An 18,197-nucleotide genomic window follows, 5' to 3' on the forward strand; every position below is an offset into this window, starting at 1 on the left:
GCCTCACCTGAGCCGAGCCATTCGGTACAGCCATATGCTGCCGGCCACTTGCGCCAGGAATGCGATCGTGAGCAGCGACCGACCGCTCGGGTCGCCCCACATCCCGTATAGATATCTCGGGTTTGTCATCACGACAAAACTGCCGATCGCAATCGGCAGCATGACGAGGACAAACGCCGACAGCCGCGTCTCTGACGACATCGCAGTCAATTCACGTTCGGCCTGCTCGAGATCGCGCATGAACACCGACATCCGCTCGAGCATCACGTCCGCGCGACCGCCGTATTTGACCGACAAGCGCAGCACCGAGCCGACGAGTTCAAACTCTTCTGTCCGGTAGATCTTCGCGATGTGCATCATCGCGCGATCGATCTCGATACCGCCGCGCAGCATCCGCGACACGACGTCCAGGCAGCCGCGCAGCGGCTCCTCGGTCGTCAGGAGTGCGGCCTGGAAGGCAGCCGGCACGCTGTTGCCCAGCGTGACGAGACGCACGATCCCGTCGAGGAACGACGGGATCTGCCGGACGATCTTCAATCGCCGCCGCTGAATTCGTGACGCGAGCCAGACGCCGAGTATCGCGCTTCCGCAAATGAGCGCCGCGAAGCATGCGAGCATGCCGCCGTGACTACCCGCGACGAATGCAACCACGACAAGCACTGCAAGCGCGATGAACGCCTTGCCGCGCGCGTCGTCTATCCCTGCACGGCTCGCGAGGTTCGACAGATATTCGGACGCCGTCGCATACCAATGTGCCCAGAATGCGTCGGACGATATGTTCCGTGCCGCGCTTGGCTGCATCGGCACCGCGCGCGCGGCACCTGCCGCCGGTGGCCGTGCTGCCTGCGCTGCGGCACCGGCACGTGCGCCGGGTTCGAGCCGGCTGTCGATGAAGCGCTTGGCGTCGGTTCGTGCGCGACGGGTTTCCGCGTGACGCCACAGCATCATCGCGGCCGCGACGCACAGCATCGCGAAGGCCAGCGCCCACACCATCGCGCTATACATTGAAGCCCCCACCGCCGCGGCCGAACCCGCCACCACCGAAACCTCCGCCAAACCCGCCGTCGCCGAACCCGCCGTTCGTCAGTGTCTGGCGGAAGCGCGCGAGCTTCGGCGAATGCGGATGAATGCCCAGCGTCTCCCAGTGGTCGACTTCCTCACCCTCCGAAGTCACGCGCGCTTCATAGCGATACAACTCTTGCGTCGCGATGATGTTGTCGGACAGCCCTGTCACTTCGGTGATCGACAGGATTCGGCGCCGCCCGTTCGACAGGCGCCCGATCTGCACGATGAAGTCGATCGCGTTCGCGATCTGCCTGCGCAAGCTCGACTCGGTACCCTGGAAGCCGGCAAAACCCGCCAGCATCTCGAGACGGTACAGACACTCACGCGGCGAACTCGCATGCACGGTGCCCATCGAGCCGTCGTGGCCCGTGTTCATCGCCTGCAGCATTTCCAGCACTTCGCCGCCGCGCACTTCGCCGACGATGATCCGGTCCGGACGCATCCGCAGCGTATTGCGCAACAGGTCGCGAATCGACACGACACCGGTGCCGTCGAAACCGCCCGGACGGCTCTCCAGCCGCACGACGTGCGGGTGGTTCAGCGACAGTTCCGCCGTATCCTCGATCGTCACGACACGCTCGATCTCCGGGATGTGGAACGCGAGCGCGTTGAGCAACGACGTCTTGCCGGAACTCGTGCCGCCCGACACGAGAATGTTGCATCGCGCCTCGACCGCCGCCTGGAGCAGCGTGTTGATCTCTTCGTTGAACGTCCCGTTGCCGAGCAGATCGGACGGCTTCAGCGGATCCTTGCGGAACTTCCGGATCGATACGACCGGGCCGTCGATCGACAGCGGTTCGATCACGACGTTCACGCGGCCACCGTCGGGCAACCGCGCGTCGACCATCGGGTTCGACTCGTCGAGACGTCGGCCGATCGGCGCGAGGATCCGGCGTACGATCCGCAGCAGATGCGCGTTGTCGGTAAAGCGCACCGGCAGCTTCGCGAGGATGCCGTGACGCGACACGTACACGTCGTTGTAGCCGTTGATCAGGATGTCTTCTACCGCCGGGTCCGCGAGCAGGTCCTCGATCGGCCCGAAGCCCGCAAGCTCCTTCGTCAGGGCCTCGGCGATCGCCCGCACCTCGTTCTCGTTGAGCGGAATGCGGCGCAGACGCACGAAGCTGTCGATCTCGAGATCGACGAACTGATTGATCGCCTGGCGGGACCATCGGCCAAATTCGGCGCCCAGTTCTTCGATGCGTGTCAGCAAATGTTCATGCGCGGCATTCTTGATGTCGTGGAATTGCTGCGTCTGGGAGAACGGCGCTGCGCCGTCGGCGAATTGAATGTCGTGTGCCATCGCTTACGACCGCTTGGACGAGGGTTGAATGAAGCGCTTCAGCGCAGACAGGCCTGAAGCCGGTCGCGCAGCGGCCGATCTGACCGACACGCCTGGCAGCCGCGCGGCGAGCGACTCGAGCGCGCGCACGTACGGGTCGCGCTCCGTCATGTCGACGATGAGCCGGCCCTGGTTTGCCGCATGGCCGATCGCGACGCGGCGCGACGGCAACGTACCCACCAGCGCCAGGCCGAGACGCTCGGCGATCTGTGCGGGCGTCAGGTCGAGTGCGGGATCGTACTGGTTGACGACGAGCCGTACGCGATCGATGTCGACACCCGCGTCGCGCAGCCCAGTGAGCAGATCGGCCGCGGACACGATCGACGCGACGCTCTGATCGCAGACGAGCCATGCTTCATCGGCCGAGGTCGTAATCTGGGCAACGAACTCGCGGTTCGAAAAGCCACCGAGATCGACGACCTGCTGATCGAAGAATGCGCGAAACCGGTTCAACAAACCAACACACGACGCATACGAGACGTCGCGCAGCCCTCCGAGATCGGCCGGCAACGTCGTCAACGCAACGCCGCTCTCATGCCGGGTCAACGCGGTATTGACAAAGGTCCGGTCGATTCGGCGCAGGTTGTGAACGGCATCGATGAAATGGAATTCGCAGCGGGTATTCAGGAACAGCGCGCCATCGCCTGCCGGCAGCCCCAGGTCGACGAGCGCTGTCTGGCGACCGGCCGGTGTGCCGCCATTCGGCTCGCCGGCTGCCCCCGGGGTCACCGCGCGCTTCTGCAGCCACACGGCGAGATTCGCCGCGAGCGTACTCACGCCCATGCCGGCGCGCGCGCCAAGCAATGCGACGAGCTTGCCGTGACGGCTTGCCGGCTCGTCGACGTTTGCCAGCAGCCCGCGCGTCGTGCGCAACGCCTCTTCCGCCGCAGCCGACACGTCGATGAAATCGCGCACACCGGCGCGCAATGCGGCGAGCGTGCTCTCCGGCTGCGCGAGCGAGCCGAGTGCGATGATCGGCAGCCCCGGGTGCGATGCACGTACGGCCGCGGCGACCACGCTCGCAGCTGCGCTGCCGTCAGAAAAATCGATGAACACGAGTGCCGGATTGAGCCCCGTGATGCGCTGGGCAAGTACGCCCGGCTCGAGCGGCGCAGCTTCGACCGCACCGGCCGATACGAGCGTGTCGGCCAGCCAGCGGACATGCGCCTCGTGCTGTGACGCGCAAACGAAATAGTCGGTCACGGCGGGTTCACACAATGACTGGATTCGCGCGTTCATGTCGAACACTCCCGACTACACAAAGCGTGGCGACGCGTCGCAATCCGCGAGACATCCCACTCATTTCGAAAACCCCGGAGCGGCGTCCGGCGACGCAGCTCCGCCCAGATATGATTTCCAGACCGGTCCGTCGTGCTGCTCGGACAGCTCTCCGGGCGTCGCGGGCAGCACGGCCCCCTTGGCGATCGGCGCGACAAGGTGAGGTGTCACGATGATCAGCAATTCCTTGTCGTTCTGCTGATAGTTCAGATTCTTGAAGAACGTACCGATAATCGGCAGATCGCCCAGCAACGGCACCTTGCTCACGTTCGACATCGTCTGGCGATCGATCAGCCCGCCGATCACGAAGCTTTCACCATCGCCGAGCTCGACGGTCGTGTCCGCGCGGCGAGTCGTGATGCCGGGCACCGCAACGCCGCTGATCGTCACGCTGTTCACGAAGTCGAGTTGACTCGACTCGGGGGCAACCTTCAACGCGATCCGGTTCGGGCTCAGAACCGTCGGCATCAGCGAGAGCCCGACGCCATATTGCTTCCACTGGATCGCGGTCGAGCCGAGCCCTTGCGGTGACGGCACCGGAATCTCGCCGCCCGCGAGAAAGCTCGCGCTCTGCCCGGACAGCGCGACCAGCGTCGGCTCCGCCAGCACGCGAGCGAGATTGTTCGCCTCGAGCAGTGACAGATCAGCAAAAATGCCGCGCCCGGCGGCGTTCACGACCAGGTTGAACGCCGACGCGACAGGGGATCCGAGAGTCGGAACGTAACCCGCGGTACCTGGGCCGGACCCTCCGCTATAAGACTGCACGCCTCCCGGCGAAAACGATCCGAACGAAAAGCCGTTGCTTTGCTTGAAGAAATTGAACCCGACCTGCTTGAGCACCGAACGACTGAATTCGACGACCCGCACGTCGACCTGCACGACACTCTTGCCGGGAACCGTCGAGCGGTCGATCACGGCCCCCTTCCCGCTCATATTCTTGCCGACCGCGGCAGCCCGCGCGTGCGCCTCGAGCGACGCCGAAGAGCCCTGCAATACCGCCGTTCCACCGTATGCATTCACGCGCGGCGTAGCGCCGTCGAGCACCGCTTGCGCGGCCGCGTCGACGACCTCGACGTTCCAGACCGTCGGCTCGTCGTGACCGCGCTCCCACAGCATGACGTTCGTCGCGCCGGGCGCCTTCGCGGTAAGCAGCACCGATCCGGAGCGGCTCCCCTTCATAATCAGCACGTCGGCTATCGCAGGATCACCGACCGCGACACGCTGCAGCGTGCGGCTCGCCGAAATCTGTCTTTGCGCGCCGACCGCTAGCTCGATCGTGTCGCTCGCAGTCGCGAGCGATGCGAAAGTCAGGGTGAAGATGGCAGTCGCGAATGCAATCAGTGTTTTTTTCATCGTTTGGTAGACCGTCGCGCGGCCCTTTACTTGTCGTCGCTGATATCGATGGCCGTCGATGTCTTTCAATAGGCAACCGTTTCCGACCGGCCGCCGCGGATCACTTCGATGTTGCCGCCGCCCCCGCTCGGCCGCGCCACCGGCAGCAAACGGGGCGGTAAAGGTGGCACGCTCACATTGGCCACCGGCGTTCTAGGTGTACCCGACAGTTGTTGCAACGAAACGCCCGCTGCGGCCAGTGCCGACGGCGACAGCTTGTTGTCCGTACGTACCGCAACCGTCTGTATCGCGAGCTCGTCGTCACGCGGGTTACGCAAGGCGAACGTCAGCCGGCCGCTCGCCTCGCCGAGCGTCAGCGCATCGACCTGCGCGGTCGGTACCGCGAGCACCGCGATGCGGACGCCGGCCTGTTGCCCATTGCCACCGTTGTTGTTCCCGCTGTCGCGATCCGATGTCGCATCACCGAACGACAGCACGCGGACCTTCGACAACAGAAGACGCGCCTGCGTCTGCGAGACCTCGCCGTCCAGCATCGTGCCGCCACCTTCACGCTTCAGATTCAGGAACACGTCGACATAGTTGCCGGGCCGCAGCCGGTTGCCAACCGCATTCGATTCGTCGACGCGAACTGCAACCGCGCGCTCGCCGGGCTGTACGTCTTCGGCAAGCCCCGATACCAGCGCATCCGCAACGACCGGCGCCGAAGCCGGGATTTCCCGAACCGGCACGCGTCCGACAAGCGGAACGGGATCACTAAACGCGCCCACCGGTACTAGCGCGGTCGACTGGACCTTCAGTGCGTCAGCCGGGATCGGCTGACCGCCCGGCAAGGTGCGCGTCGCAATCACGACAGGTACGGCTGTTGCCGTCGCCACTTGCTGGACCGGCACGGGACGCGAAGCACTGCGTCCAAGCACCCATGCATAGATTCCAAGCAGAACGGCGATCGCAATCAGCAGCCCCGCAATGATCTTCGTTACGTTGTTGGCCATGTTCTCGAATGGATGCAGGAATAAAAATCCAGTTAGCTTCTTGCTACGTGATTCGTGGATGGCGTGCTCACAGCATGGCCTGCGGGATTTGCACCACTGCCGAGCCCGTCAACGGTGCCGTCATGAATGTTCCCAGGAACGGCATGATCGTCATCCAGTTGTCCGGCGTATAGCTCACCGTGACCGTCAGGCAGTACAGCAACGGCGTCGGCGTCCCGTTGTAGTTGCACTGCTGCGCCACAACGTTGGGCGGACTACTGTTCAGCCAGCCGAGGACGTTCTGGGTTGTCGCCTTCGCGTTCGCGACGCGTGCCGTGAGATCAGGTGCGTAGCTCAACCCAGCGCGCGCGCCCTCGCTTGCCGCCAAAGTCAAGCTCTGCTGAATGAGAAAAATCATCCCGAAACTCAGAATCGCGTAGAAAATCACGAAGAACAGCGGAAACACGATCGCAAACTCGACCGCTGTCGCTCCGCGTTGCCGCCGACGTCCTCGCCAGGCGTTCTGCCGTTTCATTGCACGCCCCCCGCTGCCGCAAGATAGATCAGCCATACGGCAGCCGGCACCGCAAGGCATGCGGCATAGGGCGTTGCCCTATATCTCCCGAGTCTCAGCGCAGGCTCGCGCGGTCGCCACAAGCCCCCGAGCGAGGTGCGCGACAGCACCATCAGCGAGAACGCATGCAGGCCCGCAACCAGACTGGCGGCCACCCACAGTCCAAGCAGCGCATGCGCACCACACCAGATGCCGAGCACGGCAAAAATCTTTACATCGGCTGCGCCCATCATGCGTAGAAGGAAGAACGGCATAAGCCCAATCAAGCCGACCAGCAAGCCGACCATTGACTGAAGCATGGAAATGCCAAATGGATTCGCGGCCACGCATGCGCCGCCGAACCCGCCGACCAGTCCGACCAGAACAAGCGCGTTCGAAATACGGCGGAAACGAATATCGCTGACCACGACAAAACCTGCCCAGGTCAGAAATACCCCGCTGAAAATAATATGTCCCATCGCGCCACGATCCGCAGCAAATACGAGGGCGAGCGGATTACCGAGGCAATCCGCCCGCTACTGCGCCAAGACGACTCCCGAAACAGAAGTGTCAGCTTAGCCCGCCGGGGTTGCCCGGATCGCGCTGGCAGAACAGTTGGTAGCCGAAGGGGAGGACACGCAAGTGCCAAGATTGGTGAACATGTTTCCAAGACTACTGCCGATGTTCGTCACCCCGGCAACGATTGCGACAGCAATGAGACCCGCAATCAGACCATACTCGATCGCGGTAACCCCGTCTTCTTCCTTAAGGAAACGCTTGATGATTGCTTTCATTTTATTCCTCGTGCCTGTATTTACGTTCTTTGGCCTTTTATACGTAAACGTCCCCGCATATCCGGCCATTGCCCCGCGCTGTTCGCCACATCTGCTGCGACGTCAACCGGGTGCGCTTTCTTTATAGGTTGCCCCGAGGGGCATGGCTCAACATTTGATGCAAGTTAACATTCGCGATAGTGATCCTCCTCGAACGCTGTGTACCGAACCGTACATTTCCTTACATCTGCTTCGGATTCTATATCCGATCCCATTTAATTTCCAACCTCTTTCAACGACTTGGATGGAAAAAAATGACCGGAAGCACAACGTATTTGTACGGCGTTTCGGTACGGCTTACACATAGGATTTACGATAGGTTAGATGTGCACACCTAATCCACCAGTAAAACAATTGCCTCGTCCACCAAGCCTGCGCATCCCCCACGTTACGTCGTACGCGTAACGCCAATGTTGTGACGTTACGTTACGCAACGCTCGAAACCGTTCTCATTCGTCTGCCCTTAAAAAGATTCAACAATCTTTCAATTTCCATAACCTCCTTTTCCGACAAGGAATTGCCCCGTTTAAAACCTGTTGTCGAACCGTCGGCCATCGAAATGGCACGACAGTTGCAGAGTAGTTCTCGCACCACTCAACACAACGCAGTTCACAACACATTTTTAATGCGAGGACAAAATGGACATTAAGGTTATCCCCCATGGCGTGTTCCGGACGACTCTGATCGCGGCCACCGTTGCAGCCATGCTTTCCCTCTCCGCGTGCGGTGGTTCCGGCTCCATCAGCCAGGGTCTTGGCGGCGGCTCGAGCTCCGGCGGCGGCGATTCGATCTCGACTTCGGGCGGCGGCACGTCCGGCTCGAGCGGAACCTCGGGTACGAGCGGCACGTCCGGCACCAGCGGAACCTCAGGCACGAGCGGTACGTCCGGCACCAGCGGAACCTCGGGTACGAGCGGCACCAGCGGCACGTCGGGCACGAGCGGTACCTCGGGCACCTCGGGTGTGTCGTCGAACCCAGTGGGAACTGTCCTCGCAAGCAGCAGCAACATCGTCACGGGTGTCGGCGGAACCGTCTCGGGTCTCGGCTCCGTCATCGGCAGCCAGTCGCTGCCGGGCGTCAACCCGGCCACCACGCAAGCCGCCGGCGGCATCGTGCAAAGCGTCGGCGGTGCGGTGACCGCACTCGGCAACGGTCTCGGCCAGCTCGGCGCGACGAAGGATCCGCTCGGCACGACGCTCGCCAGCACGGGCGGCGTGGTCAACCAGCTCGGCGGCGCAGTCACGCAGACCGGCAACCTGGTCACGAGCCTCGGCAGCGGGCCCCTGTCACCGCTCGCACCGGTCACGGGCGCCGTCGGCGGCCTCGTGTCGACGCTCGGCGGTGCCGTCTCGAACGGCGGCACCACCCTCACCAACGCACTGTCGACCGGCCCGATCCAGCAAGTCACGCAGACGGTCAGCTCTGCCATCACGCCGATCACGACGATGGTCGGCCAGACGACCCAGACGATCGGCACGGCGACCGGCCTCGGCGCGCCCGTCAATACACTGCTCGGCACGGTCGGCAACGGCCTGAACCAGGCCGGCGCCCTGCTCGCGTCGACGGGCGGCAACCCCGTCACGACCGGCCTTGGCAACACGGTCTCGTCGACGGGCAACACCGTGAAGGCCGTCGGCGGCCTGCTCACGGGCGGCACCGGTGGCGTGACCAACCCGCTCGCACCGCTCACTGGCCTCGTCTCGACGGTCACGGGCGCACTCGGCGGCGCAACGGGCGGCGGCAGCGGCCCGCTCGCTCCGGTCACCGGCCTCGTCTCCACGGTTACCGGTGCACTCGGCGGCGCAGCAGGCGGCGGCGGCGGTCCGCTCGCCCCGGTCACCGGCCTCGTCTCCACGGTTACCGGTGCACTCGGCGGCGCAGCAGGCGGCAGCGGCGGTCCGCTCGCCCCGGTCACCGGCCTCGTCTCCACGGTCACGGGCGCACTCGGCGGCGCAACGGGCGGCAGCAGCAGCCCGCTCGCCCCGGTCACGGGTCTCCTCGGCGCGGTGACGGGTGCACTCGGCAGCGCGACAGGCGGTGCAGGCGGCAGCAGCCCGCTCGCCCCGGTGACGAACGCCGTCTCCACGGTGACCAGCGCAGTCGGCGCACCGGCATTGACCGGCGGTACGGGCGCAGTGACGAATTCGGGCTCGTCGTCGAATCCGCTCGCGCCCGTCACGTCGCTGATCGGTGGCCTGCTCGGCGGCACGCACGGCAAGTAAACCAACATCCATCAATCGACAAGACAGCGAGGAGTCAATCATGTCCCAGCAACGTTCTCTCACGACAGCCGCCCTGAGCCAGTGGCGCGTGCCCCTCACCGCCTTCGCCGCCGCCTGCCTGCTGGCCGCCTGCGGCGGCGGCGGCGTGAGCTCGCCGCCGACCAGCAGCAACAACAACCCCAGCAGCACGAGCGGCACGCCGAGCACGAGCGGCACCAGCGGCACGTCAACCGGCACCAAGGGTGTCGTCAGCACGGTTGGCCAGACAGCCACCGACCTCGGCAGCACGGTCGGCAACATCAGCGTGCCGGGCCTCGGCGACGGCGTGACGAAGGGCGTCGGCAGCACGCTCTCCAGCACCGGCACGATCGTCGGCGCAGCCGCCGATGCCGTGAGCAACGGGCTGGGACAGATCGGCACGACTAAGGATCCGGTCGGCACAACCGTCGCTGGCCTCGGCAATGTGGTCGGCGCGACGAGCAACACGGTGTCCGGGCTGAGCTCGACGGTCAAGGCACTCGGCACGGGCCCGCTCGCGCCGCTCGCGCCCGTCACGACCCCGGTCGGCACCGTGCTCGACACGGTGGCCAACGGCTTGACGGCCGCCGGCACGACGATCGGCTCGACGCTGTCGTCGGGCGCGGTGCAGCAGGTGACGCAGCCGCTCAGCTCGGCGATCACGCCACTCGTGATCACCGCCGGCCAGGTCACGCAACAGGTCGGCACGACGACCGGCCTCGGCCAACCCGTCTCGGGCCTGCTCGGCCAGGTCGGCGGCGCGATCAGCTCGGCCGGCAAGCAGGTTGGCGGCACGTCAAGCCAGCCGCTCGTCGGCGACGTGGGTCAACTCGTGACTGCGGTCGGCAACACCGTGACCAACGCGGGTGGCCTCGTCAACCCGAACGGCCCGAACGGCGCGGCACCGATCCCCGGCCTGATCACGAGCCTCGTCGGCGGCTCGACGGCGACCGTACAGAACGGCACGTCGTCGGGTTCCGGCTCGACGAATCCGCTCGGCGGCCTGCTGTCGGGTCTCGGCTCGACGCCGCTCGGCTCGCTCACCGGCGCACTCGGCGGCGCAACCGGCGGCTCGGGCAGCGGCCCGCTCGCACCCGTCACGGGCCTCGTCTCCACCGTTACCGGCGCACTGAGCGGTGCGGCGGGCGGCAGCGGCGGCCCGCTCGCCCCGGTCACGAATCTCGTGTCGACGGTCACGGGCACGCTCGGCGGCGCAACGGGTGGTGCAGGCAGTGCAAACCCTCTCGCGCCTGTCACCGGTTTGCTGAATACTGTCACCGGAGCAGTTGGCGGTGCAGCAGGATCCGGTGGCGCGAGCCCGCTCGCGCCGGTCACGTCGCTGGTCGGCAGCGTCACGGGTACGGCGACGTCGGGCGGCGGCTCGACGGGTCTGCTGGCACCGGTAACGGGATTGCTGGGTACGCTGGGTAGCGTTGGCAAATAAGGAGGACGGTCGCACCTTCGCAGCCGGAGCGGATGGCGCGACCGTACAAATACAACCGGCATTGCGGCACGCGGCGCGCGGCACCCTGGTGTCGCGCGCCGGCATTACAAAGAAGACGAAGAGCAAGGCCTACGAGGAAGAACAATGAAATCCAGACTCGACAGATGGATGATGATGCTCGCCATCGCGGCAGCAGGCACGGCACATGCACAAACACGCGTCGGAGGTAACCCGCTCGATTCCCTACCGCAGATCAACGCGCCGAAAACCGGCCCGAGCGTGACCGTGCAGGTCGCACCGCAAGCACCCCAATTGCAGGAGTTGTTGTCGCGCCACCTGACACCGACGACGTTCCAGGTCGAAGGCGTGAAGTCCGTTCCGTTCGAGGAAATCTCGCGTCGCTTCACCCCTCTCGTCGGCAAGGACATCACGATCGGCGAATTGATCGAAACGGCCAACGGCGTGACGAAGCTGTACCAGGATCGCGGCTACGCGCTGTCGTTCGCGTTCGTTCCCGCGCAGACGTTCGAGAACGGCGTCGTGCGCATCACGGTTGTCGAAGGCTATGTATCGGACGTCAAGGTCACCGGCAAGCCTGGTGCGATGGAACCGAAGATTCGTGCGATCGCCGCACATATCACTGCCGATCGCCCGCTGCGCCGCGCGACGTTCGAACGCTACGTGAACACGTTCGGCCTGTTGCCCGGCCTCACGGTAAAGGCGAACGTACCGCCGCCGCAAACCACCGACGGTGCCACGACGCTCGAGCTCGCGGTCGACCGCAAGCCGTTCAACGTCAGCACCGGTATCGACTTCAACCACCCGGGCGTCCAGGGCCTCATCACCGCCACGGAAAACGGCCTCACGTCGTTCGGCGAGCAACTGAGCATTTCCGCGCTGGCGCCGCCGGGGCGCGACAAGCAGACTTATTTCGCATTCAGCGGCGCGGTACCCGTGGGCAGCAGCGGCCTGATCACGCGCCTCGACGCGAGCACCTATCGCGGCAAGCCGACCGACAACCCGGGGCTGCCGTCATACGTGCAGCGTACGGTCAAGAACGAGAAGCTGGGTCTTTCGGCATCCTATCCGATATTGCTGAACAACCAGCGCAGCCTGCTCGGCACGGTGTCGGGCTACGCGGCGCACAACGAGGACAACTACCAGAACCAGATCAACGGCGCGACGCTCGAGAACCGGTCGCAGGTTCGCGTGCTGCAACTGCAGCTCGACTACACGAACGTCCAGCCGAAACAGGTACGAAAATTGAGCGTCAATGTGGCCAAGGCGTTCGACATTCTCGGCGCGTCGAAATCGCAGGTCGCCCAGGTGAACGGCTCGACGATTACGTACGCCGACCCGACATCGCTGACCTTCGTCCGCACCGGCGCGACCTTCACGCAAACCAACGAGTGGCCGTTCCGGATCGGCACGTCGGTCTCGCTAACCGGGCAATACAGCCCCGACTCGCTGCCGACGTCCGAGCAGATCTCGTTCGGCTCGACGCGTTACGCGCTCGGCTATCAGCCGGGCGAAGCGTCGGGTGACTCGGGATGGGGGATGTCGTTGGAGGTCAACCGCGGCTTCACGCCGGGCTGGACGTATATGAAGTCCGTTACGCCGTACATCGCCTACGATATGGCCCGTGTGTACCTGCACGCGGGTACACCGTCGCCGAATCGCATGTCATCGGTCGGCATTGGCGTGCGTTTCACCGACAGCCGCTTCTACAGCCTCGACCTGAACGTCGCGAAGCCGGTGGGTGACGCGCCCGTCGAAAGCGCGTCACGCAGCCCGCGCATCAACGCCGCATTCTCGTATCAGCTCAACTGAACGGTCACCGAACAGCCCGCGCCACGCGGGCTGTTTCGATTAGAGTCCCCTCTATCAAACGTGGCGCGCTGTTTCACGTATTCTGGCACAGCTCGCAACATGCCCGCCCCATGCAGACGGTCGTGCGGGCAAATCGAACACGACATGCAAAACAAGGAGGACGACAATGATTCAACTGACCCGCCCGTTTCGTGCAATCGCCGTCGCCGGCGTACTGCTCGCTTGCGCTGCCCCCACGTTCGCACAAGCAGACAGCCCCATCGGCATGTGGCAGACGATCGACGACAACACGCATCAGCCGAAGGCACTCGTGCAGATCGCCGAGGACGGCGACGGTGCGCTGACCGGCAAGGTCGTCAAGGGCCTCGGCGCGAACGATACGCCTGATCGCCGCTGCACCGCCTGCACGGACGAGCGCAAGGATCAGCTCATCAAGGGCATGACGATCATCAAGGCAATGAAGAAGGATGGCGACCACTGGGACGGCGGCAACATTCTCGACCCGGAGAACGGCAAGGTCTACAAGTGCAAGATGACGCTTGAAGACGGCGGCCAGAAACTCGTGGTGCGCGGTTACATCGGCGTGTCGCTGCTCGGTCGTTCGCAGACCTGGGTTCGCCAGCAATAATGCGACTCGCGCTTAAACGCGCGGCTCAATGAAAAAATCGGCCTGCGACGAAGTCGTCAGGCCGATTTTGTTTTGATGCGCGCAAAACTGGAACCCGCGGACATCACGCTGCATGTTTCAGCGTATCTGATGCATAGCTGCCAGGTGCGCGATACACAGGCGCCACATTGCTGCGCGCTTCCGCCGCTTTCGATTGCGTGTGCTTGCGCATTCGCGTGGACAATTCATTGCACAGATTGACGCCTGCGTCGCCATAGAGTTCACGCATGATACTCATCAACGTACCTGTCTCGTGCCAGACCTTGAAGCGTCGATGGCAAGTTTGGTACGAAGGGTAACGGCGCGGCATGGCCGACCACGTTGCGCCACTGTAGATCACCCAGAGCACGCCGTTCAGGACGGCACGCGTATTGGCCAACGGACGGCCGCGCAACTCGGTGCGCGGCTGCATTTCGGGCAGAAGCGGCGCGACGCAGCGCCACTCGTGTTCGGTCAGATCGCGATACGGTGTCATGGATCTCTCCAGCCTTAGTAACCATGACACAACGATATCGGCTCACCTCAACAATGAATATAAGACAAATCCGAAAATACCCCGAGATTACCTGAATTTGACCGGAATTGACGTTTGAATCCCGGCCGTTGCCGGGAATCGCACTCAGGTCAGCGACGTATCGACGATGCGGCGCGGCGTTTCGATATATTCCTTCGACTGCATCTCGACGATTCGCGACACCGTACGTGCAAATTCGTTGGCCATCGGGCCTTCGACGTACAACTGCTCCGCCGGCACCGCTGCAGACATCAGCAGCTTGACCTTGTGGTCGTACAGCACGTCGATGAGCCACGTGAAGCGGCGCGCCTCGGACGCCATCCGCGGCGACATCTGCGGCACCTCGGACAGTACGATCGCGTGGAAGCGGCTTGCGAGCTCGAGATAGTCGTTCTGCGAGCGCGGGCCGCCGCACAGCGTCGCGAAGTCGAACCATACGACGCCGTCCGCCTTGCGCAGCGCCTTCAGTTCGCGCTTCTCGATATGCAGGAGCGGGCTTTCGTCGGGAACCGCAGCAAGCTTCTGGAACGCATGCCGCAATTCGCGATCGGCATCCGCACCGAGCGGCGTGTGATACATCTTCACCTGCGCAAGCGTGCGCTGGCGATAATCGACGCCCGCATCGACGTTGAGCACGTCGAGCTTGGACTTGATCAGCGCGATCGCCGGCAGCATGCGGTCACGATGCAGGCCGTCCGGATACAGGTCGTCGGGATCGTAGTTGGACGTCATCACGAACTGCACGCCGTTGTTGAACAGGCGGTCGAGCAGACGATAAAGGATCATCGCATCGGCAATATCCGACACGTGGAACTCGTCGAAGCAGATCAGCCGGTAGCGCTTCGCGATGCGCCGTGCGAGTTCGTCGAGCGGATCGGCCTGCCCTTTCAATTCCTCGAGCTCGCGATGCACTTCGCGCATGAATTCGTGAAAATGCAGGCGCGTCTTGCGCTGCACGGGCACGACCGCGTAGAAGCTGTCCATCAGGAAGCTCTTGCCGCGACCGACGCCGCCCCACATGTAGACACCGCGCGGGAGGTCGGGATGATTGATGAGCTTCTTGAATGCGTTCGAGCGGCGCGCCTTGTACTCGACCCACTCGTCGAAACAGAGCTGCAGGCGATCGACGGCCGCGCGCTGCGCGGGATCGGACTGATAGCCGCGCGTGGTCAGTTCGCGCGTGTAGTATTCGGTGACGTTCATCGGGCAAACCGGAAAAAACGAAGGCGGACGGGTAACCCCGCCCGCCCTCGTCATGAGACGGCTGCACCGGCCGATGGCCGGCCGGCGCTATACCGCGCTCAGCTGTTCAGCGAACGTTTGTCGACGGCGAGCGCCGCTTCGCGCATCACTTCCGACATCGACGGGTGCGGATGGCAGATACGGGCGATGTCTTCCGACGCCGCCTTGAATTCCATCGCCACCACGGCTTCCGCGATCAGGTCCGACGCGTTCGCCGCGATCACATGCACGCCGAGCAGTTCGTCGGTCTTCGCGTCCGCGATCATCTTCACGAAACCGTCCGGTGCGTTCATGCCGAGCGCGCGGCCGTTGATCGAGAACGGGAACTTGCCCGTCTTGATCTCGCGGCCTTCCGCCTTCAGCTGCTGCTCCGTCTTGCCGACCCACGCGATTTCCGGGTACGTGTAGATCACCCACGGAATGCAGTTGTAGTCGATGTGCGGCTTCTGGCCGTCGATCACTTCCGCGACCAGCACGCCTTCGTCTTCCGCCTTGTGCGCGAGCATCGGGCCACGCACCACGTCGCCGATCGCGTACACGTTCGGCACCGCCGTGCGGCAGTGGTCGTCCACGTCGATGAAGCCGCGTTCGTTCGCCTTCAGGCCGATCGCCTCGAGGCCGAGGTTGTCGGTGTTCGGCACGCGGCCGACCGACACGATCAGGCGGTCGGCGTCGAGCGTCTGCGCGTTGCCGTCCTTGTCCGTGTAGGCGATCGACACGCCGTTCGCGGTCGTCTTCACTTCGCCGATCTTCACGCCGAGATGGATGTCGAGGCCCTGCTTCTTGAACAGTTTGGCCGCTTCCTTCGCGAGCGCTTCGTCAGCAGCGCCGAGGAATGCCGGCAGCGCTTCGAGCACCGTCACTTCGGCACCCAGGCGACGCCACACCGAACCGAGTTCGAGGCCGATCACGCCGGCACCGATCACGGCGAGCTTCTTCGGCACCGCGTCGAACGTCAGCGCACCTTCGTTGTCCGACACGATCTTGTTGTCGACCGGGATGCCCGGCAGGTGACGCGCCTTCGAGCCCGTCGCGATGATCACGTTCTTCGCGGTGACGACTTCGGTTTCACCCTCGCCGCTCACTTCGATCTGCACGCCGGCGTCGGTCTTGCCGGTGAACTTGCCATGGCCCTTCAGCCAGGTGATCTTGTTCTTCTTGAACAGGAACTCGATCCCGCTCGTCATCTTCTCGACGATCGCGTCCTTGCGGCCGAGCATCTTCGCAACGTCGATCTTCACGCCGTCAACCGTGATGCCGTGGTCGGCCAGGTGGTGCGACGTGTTCTCGAACTCTTCCGACGACGCGAGCAGCGCCTTCGACGGGATGCAGCCGACGTTCAGGCACGTGCCGCCGAGCTTCAGCGCGCCGGCCGGGTTCTTCCACTTCTCGATACACGCAACGGTCTTGCCGAGCTGCGCGGCGCGGATCGCGGCGATGTAGCCGCCGGGGCCGGCGCCGATCACGACGACGTCAAATTCCTTGGACATGACAATCCTTTCTTCTTGTGCAACCGCACGGGCAGCGCGTGTCGCGCGCCCGTGCGATGCGGGTCAATGCGGTGAAACTCGGCTTACAGGTCGAGCAGCAGGCGTGCCGGATCTTCCAGCGCATCCTTCATCGCGACAAGCGACAGCACGGCTTCGCGGCCGTCGATGATGCGGTGGTCGTACGACAGCGCGAGGTAGTTGATCGGACGGATCACGATCTGGCCGTTTTCGACGACCGGACGCTCCTTCGTCGCGTGCACGCCGAGGATCGCCGACTGCGGCGGGTTGATGATCGGGGTCGACAGCATCGAGCCGAACACGCCGCCGTTCGAGATCGAGAACGTACCGCCCGTCATTTCCTCGATCGACAGCTTGCCGTCCTTCGCCTTCTGGCCGAACTCGGCGATCTTCTTTTCGATTTCGGCGAGGCTCAGTTGATCCGCATTGCGCAGGATCGGCACGACGAGGCCGCGCGGCGAGCCGACAGCGATACCGATGTCGAAGTAGCCGTGGTAGACGATGTCGTTACCGTCGATCGACGCGTTCACGAGCGGGAACTTCTTCAGTGCGTGGACAGCCGCCTTCACGAAGAACGACATGAAACCGAGCTTCACGCCATGCTCTTTCTCGAACTTGTCCTTGTACTTGTTACGCAGCTCCATGACCGGGGCCATGTTCACTTCGTTGAACGTCGTCAGGATCGCGTTGGTCTGCTGCGACTCGAGCAGACGCTCGGCAATACGCGCACGCAGGCGCGACATCGGCACGCGTTGTTCCGGACGGTCGTTCAGCCAGGTCGCAGCCGATGCCGGCACCTTCACTTCCGGCAGCGACGGCTTCGCAGCGGCCGTCTTGGCCGGTGCGGCAGCCGGAGCGGCCTTCGTTGCGCTGCCTGCTGCCAGCGCGTCGCCCTTCGTGACGCGGCCGTCGCGGCCCGAACCTGCGACGTCGCCCGCCGACAGGCCCTTCTCGGCCAGCAGCTTCGATGCGGCCGGCGATGCGGTCGCCGACGATGCCGCAGCGGCGACCGGCTGCGCTGCCGGCGCGGCTGCAGCAGGTGCTGCCGCCGGCTTGACTTCGGCGGCGCCCGCCGCAGCTTCGGCCGCACCTGCCTTCGCTTCAGTGTCGATCGTTGCGATCAGTTGATCGGCAACCACCGTGTCGCCGTCGTTCTGCAGCACTTGCGCGAGCACGCCCGCGGCCGGCGCCGGCACTTCGAGCACGACCTTGTCGGTCTCGAGTTCGATCAGGATTTCGTCTTGAGCAACTGCTTCGCCCGGCTTCTTCTTCCACTGCAGCATGGTGGCTTCCGAAACCGACTCCGAAAGCTGGGGGACTTTGACTTCTACGATAGCCATGTGATTTTCCTGGATGC

16 protein-coding genes are annotated in these 18,197 nt (G+C 64.0%); 4 read left to right on the forward strand and 12 right to left on the reverse strand.

Annotated features, from left to right (window positions below; translation table 11 throughout):
- Positions 1-3: 3 nt before the first annotated feature.
- The 8 genes from HWX39_RS23055 to HWX39_RS23090 form a co-directional block, all read right to left on the reverse strand.
- A complete protein-coding gene (locus HWX39_RS23055; protein WP_175970128.1) occupies positions 4-1,005 on the reverse strand; it encodes a type II secretion system F family protein in 1,002 nt (333 codons plus the stop codon).
- The gene (locus HWX39_RS23060; RefSeq protein ID WP_175970129.1) at positions 998-2,368 is read right to left on the reverse strand and encodes a CpaF family protein; all 1,371 of its coding nucleotides are present in this window, start codon (positions 2,366-2,368) and stop codon (positions 998-1,000) included. Before HWX39_RS23060 ends, HWX39_RS23055 begins: the two co-directional genes overlap by 8 nt.
- Before the next feature lie 3 nt (positions 2,369-2,371).
- The gene (locus HWX39_RS23065) at positions 2,372-3,646 is read right to left on the reverse strand and encodes a fimbrial protein (protein ID WP_175970130.1); all 1,275 of its coding nucleotides are present in this window, start codon (positions 3,644-3,646) and stop codon (positions 2,372-2,374) included.
- A 60-nt stretch (positions 3,647-3,706) separates the two neighbouring features.
- Positions 3,707-5,038: a type II and III secretion system protein family protein gene (locus HWX39_RS23070; protein ID WP_175970180.1), complete on the reverse strand. Its 1,332-nt coding sequence runs from the start codon at positions 5,036-5,038 to the stop codon at positions 3,707-3,709.
- Positions 5,039-5,103: 65 nt separating this feature from the next.
- Entirely contained in the window at positions 5,104-6,030 is a 927-nt protein-coding gene (cpaB, locus tag HWX39_RS23075; RefSeq protein ID WP_175970131.1) for a Flp pilus assembly protein CpaB, read from the reverse strand.
- Between the two features lie 67 nt (positions 6,031-6,097).
- A complete protein-coding gene (locus HWX39_RS23080) occupies positions 6,098-6,544 on the reverse strand; it encodes a TadE/TadG family type IV pilus assembly protein (protein WP_175970132.1) in 447 nt (148 codons plus the stop codon).
- On the reverse strand, positions 6,541-7,041 hold the full coding sequence (locus HWX39_RS23085) for a prepilin peptidase (protein WP_175970133.1): 501 nt from the start codon (positions 7,039-7,041) through the stop codon (positions 6,541-6,543). Before HWX39_RS23085 ends, HWX39_RS23080 begins: the two co-directional genes overlap by 4 nt.
- Positions 7,042-7,137: 96 nt before the next feature.
- The gene (locus HWX39_RS23090; RefSeq protein WP_175970134.1) at positions 7,138-7,356 is read right to left on the reverse strand and encodes a Flp family type IVb pilin; all 219 of its coding nucleotides are present in this window, start codon (positions 7,354-7,356) and stop codon (positions 7,138-7,140) included.
- Positions 7,357-8,033: 677 nt separating this feature from the next.
- Here HWX39_RS23090 and HWX39_RS23095 point away from each other — a divergent pair.
- The 4 genes from HWX39_RS23095 to HWX39_RS23110 all read left to right on the forward strand — a co-directional run bounded on the left by HWX39_RS23095 (position 8,034) and on the right by HWX39_RS23110 (position 13,537).
- Entirely contained in the window at positions 8,034-9,617 is a 1,584-nt protein-coding gene (locus HWX39_RS23095; protein WP_175970135.1) for a collagen-like triple helix repeat-containing protein, read from the forward strand.
- A gap of 40 nt (positions 9,618-9,657) precedes the next feature.
- Positions 9,658-11,079, forward strand: a complete 1,422-nt coding sequence (locus HWX39_RS23100) for a collagen-like triple helix repeat-containing protein (RefSeq protein WP_175970136.1) — start codon at positions 9,658-9,660, stop codon at positions 11,077-11,079.
- 144 nt (positions 11,080-11,223) lie between these two features.
- Positions 11,224-12,909, forward strand: coding sequence for a ShlB/FhaC/HecB family hemolysin secretion/activation protein (locus HWX39_RS23105; protein ID WP_175970137.1), 1,686 nt, complete (start codon positions 11,224-11,226; stop codon positions 12,907-12,909).
- A 166-nt stretch (positions 12,910-13,075) separates the two neighbouring features.
- Positions 13,076-13,537, forward strand: a complete 462-nt coding sequence (locus HWX39_RS23110) for a DUF2147 domain-containing protein (RefSeq protein ID WP_175970138.1) — start codon at positions 13,076-13,078, stop codon at positions 13,535-13,537.
- Between the two features lie 103 nt (positions 13,538-13,640).
- Here HWX39_RS23110 and HWX39_RS23115 read toward each other — a convergent pair whose 3' ends face one another.
- The 4 genes from HWX39_RS23115 to odhB all read right to left on the reverse strand — a co-directional run bounded on the left by HWX39_RS23115 (position 13,641) and on the right by odhB (position 18,180).
- The gene (locus HWX39_RS23115; RefSeq protein ID WP_175970139.1) at positions 13,641-14,051 is read right to left on the reverse strand and encodes a transposase; all 411 of its coding nucleotides are present in this window, start codon (positions 14,049-14,051) and stop codon (positions 13,641-13,643) included.
- Between the two features lie 144 nt (positions 14,052-14,195).
- Positions 14,196-15,293, reverse strand: a complete 1,098-nt coding sequence (gene zapE, locus HWX39_RS23120; RefSeq protein WP_175970140.1) for a cell division protein ZapE — start codon at positions 15,291-15,293, stop codon at positions 14,196-14,198.
- Positions 15,294-15,391: 98 nt separating this feature from the next.
- Positions 15,392-16,822 carry a dihydrolipoyl dehydrogenase gene (gene lpdA, locus HWX39_RS23125; RefSeq protein ID WP_175970141.1) on the reverse strand — a complete coding sequence of 477 codons (1,431 nt, stop codon included), beginning with the start codon at positions 16,820-16,822 and terminating at the stop codon, positions 15,392-15,394.
- An 83-nt stretch (positions 16,823-16,905) separates the two neighbouring features.
- On the reverse strand, positions 16,906-18,180 hold the full coding sequence (gene odhB, locus HWX39_RS23130; RefSeq protein ID WP_175970142.1) for a 2-oxoglutarate dehydrogenase complex dihydrolipoyllysine-residue succinyltransferase: 1,275 nt from the start codon (positions 18,178-18,180) through the stop codon (positions 16,906-16,908).
- Positions 18,181-18,197 lie beyond the last annotated feature (17 nt).

Origin of the sequence: Burkholderia sp. BCC0322 (assembly GCF_902833045.1) — a bacterium.
GTDB lineage: Bacteria > Pseudomonadota > Gammaproteobacteria > Burkholderiales > Burkholderiaceae > Burkholderia.